We start from the raw sequence: 2,924 nt of genomic DNA, 5'->3' as shown, positions 1-2,924 counted from the left end.
GGTTCCGACTCACCAATAAAACTGATTATTTTATAAATTGAATCATGAACACCTTCAATTTCCCGGGCAATATCTGAAGCAAAATCTCCTGTGCCGACAATAATGACGCACTGGACAAACAATCTCTTTCTCAAGATGAGATAATAGGCACCGCGCCACAATGAAACCGACAGACAGATAACTATATAAGCGGCCCAGAAAACCCGCCCGGATATCATCATAAAAGGAATTGTATAGTAAACGGTCCCCAGAATAATGCATCCGACCCCGAAAGCCTGTGTCATCCGGGTAACGGTATGGGTCAAGGTCAGATCACTGGCAAGATCATAAAGATCAAAAAAATAAAGGCAGAGTTGAAAAATCATGGTTACCAGAAAAGCCTGCAGTAAGATCTTTCCTAAATCGAGATAAAAGAGGCCACTGCTGGTGAAAAACCAATCTGAAATCAATAAGGAGAGAAAAATAAGCAGACCCTCGCCAAGAAAAAAAACTATCGTCCTCACGGGGTAATATTTATTAAAAATTATCGGCATCACTCCTCACTATACTCTGATCCTTGAAGCCATCAGGATAAATAAAATGAAAAAATTTACATTCACTCAAAAAGTGAATGGCCAAATTCGCTAAATATATCATAATATATTGAAATCAAGTCATAATCACATTTTTCCATTTTCTGAAGTGCAGGATTTAGGTATTACTCTATTTATAACCACTCACGGGACAGTAATCATATGATTTCTTAATTACCCATGAAACTCAGCCAAATTGCGGATGTGTCTGTCCACAAATGAGAATTTTTGTTCAAGATCAAGGCGCATAAATCTGTGACGACTTTCGGGAAGTACATATTACTTTATTCTGAAAAAGCATGTTAACCAGCTCATGCAACGGCAGCCCGACAACATTTGTGTATGACCCTTCGATACTTTCCACCAGAAAAGCCCCTCTGCCCTGAATACCATATGCACCTGCTTTATCCCGGCTCTCACCACTCGAAATATACGCCCGGGCTACAGATTCATCAAAGTCAGAAAAAACGACCTTAGTCTCCACAATAGTACCCAAAGAGATCCTTTTTTCAGCATGTGTAAGACATAGTCCCGTTCTTACAATATGGGTTCTACCGGCAAGAGACATTAGCATAGTGAAAGCTTCCGCGTTGTCAAATGGTTTACCAAGAATCTTTTGATCAAGGCAAACCACAGTATCACCTGAAATTATCCAGGAATCTCCACACTGCAGGGCGGCAGCCTTACCCTTTTCCGTTGCCATTCTCAGAACAAAAGCCCCGGGTTTTTCATCCGGCTGTGGTGTTTCATCAATTTGTACGGGAACAATGGAAAAGATCAGCCCCAGGTCCTCCAGATACTTTTTTCGTCTGGGGGACCCGGAAGCCAGCACAATCGGTTCATTGGCATGAAACATCATCGTAATGACCTACTTCTTTTGAAGAATCGCAATTCGGACATGATACAAAAAACCCGTAAATTACTTATATCAAATATTATACAGAAAAAACAGGAAAGGTAGCCGGCTTCACGGTGCGACTGGAATTTTGTCCGCAATGAGCTGTAGCGAACAAAAGAGCCTGCAAAAACCTGCTGCACCTGTGACCAATTACTTTCAACGTAGAAAAGCAAATAATCTCTTTCCCATCCCCAGTAAAAACCTGAAAGGATTGAATCGAATACCATTGAGCATGACCGGGGCCTGAAAACCTGAACCGTGAAAATCAGCGGGACGCAAAAGAGGGAAGCTGATTTTATCCGATTGGGTCCCCACAAGCCCCCTTCCTGCTGCAACCCGCCAAAGAGGACTTTTTTTCTTTTCCAGCTCAAGGAGGTCAAGCAGGGCTGTATCAAGAGCCACCGGATCAAGTGAGCCACCAATACAATGCAGGGGCAGAGCTTCCCCGTCCAGAGGGCCGGAACAGTGCATGACAGCAATGCCGTCAATACAATGAATGGAAGGAGGCAGAAAATCAAGGAGATCAAGGATAATCTCTGCAAAACCATCATGGGTAGAGCCGTGAAGCATATGAAGAAGCGCCTTATTTGCTCCTTTCACAATTCCGAAAATATTCTTCACAGCCAGGGTTACATACAACTGATTATGGGCTTTTAATTTGGGAAGATTGATCAAATAGTCACATTCGATAACAGGTACCGCTATATTGACACGTATGTTACCGGCTGTTTTTTTCTCCACCGAGGAAGAAAAATCAACCAGCTGCACATCGAGATCCGCGATTTCCTCAGCAATGCCCATCCTTCTGCAGACTGTACTGCTGCTGCCAAGTGCAGGCGAATCGCCAATGGCCACCTGTGCGCCCTGCTCTTGAAACCAGAGAGCCACGCCAGCAACAAATGTCCTGTGAGTACAAGAGAATTCAGGCCCCTTTCCACTGATCAAGTTAGGTTTCAGTAAAACTTTTTTGTTATAAAAACAAGGATTCACTCCCAGACAGGAAACAACAGCGTCTATCTTTTCAGATATTTTTACCCTGTTATACTGTGAACAACGTTGCAATACCACAACCGGTTTACAATGATCCATAATAGTTTCTGATTACGTATGAAACTCAGCCTGTTATTTGTGAGTCTGGGGATTGGGCCTGTTTTATCAGGCGTATTTCAAAAATCACATTAGACTGATTATAAAATGATCTGGATTGACACTTTTTCATTTGAATTCCTTATCAATTGAAATTTTCAGTGATTTTTGACCGTAGGCCAGCCTGATCAAACAGGCGCATCCACAATTCGGCTGAGTTTCATGGGTAATCAAGTAATAGTTTTCCTGAACGGCACCTGAAACGAAAGGATGTCTTGCGGGCCCAAAAAGACGGTGAAACACAGGCGCACCTGTGAGTAATTACCCCAGTCCTGTCCAAAATGGACTGCAACGAGAAAAACCGGAGC

The 2,924-nt window shown here is 42.9% G+C and carries 3 protein-coding genes; all 3 read right to left on the bottom strand.

Translation table 11 applies throughout. The features are described from left to right. Nucleotides 1-533: nucleoside-diphosphate sugar epimerase/dehydratase (locus tag ACXLDX_RS11215; protein ID WP_457577271.1), on the bottom strand; the 533-nt coding region annotated here is incomplete at its 3' end. A 277-nt stretch (nt 534-810) separates the two neighbouring features. Further along, nucleotides 811-1,431 (bottom strand): Maf family protein, encoded by a 621-nt coding sequence (locus ACXLDX_RS11210; RefSeq protein ID WP_457577270.1) that lies wholly within the window; start codon nt 1,429-1,431, stop codon nt 811-813. A 195-nt stretch (nt 1,432-1,626) separates the two neighbouring features. Next, nucleotides 1,627-2,559: a DUF362 domain-containing protein gene (locus ACXLDX_RS11205; RefSeq protein WP_457577269.1), complete on the bottom strand. Its 933-nt coding sequence runs from the start codon at nt 2,557-2,559 to the stop codon at nt 1,627-1,629. Nucleotides 2,560-2,924 lie beyond the last annotated feature (365 nt).

It is taken from the genome of Desulfomarina sp. (assembly GCF_054039375.1).
Note: the sequence above shows the minus strand (reverse complement) of the source record. Positions and strands in the feature narration are given on the sequence as shown.

Coding starts and splice junctions, on each gene's coding strand:
- ACXLDX_RS11205 (WP_457577269.1), bottom strand. CDS start 2,559: ATGGATCATTGTAAACCGGTTGTGGTATTGCAACGTTGTTCACAGTAT.
- ACXLDX_RS11210 (WP_457577270.1), bottom strand. CDS start 1,431: ATGATGTTTCATGCCAATGAACCGATTGTGCTGGCTTCCGGGTCCCCC.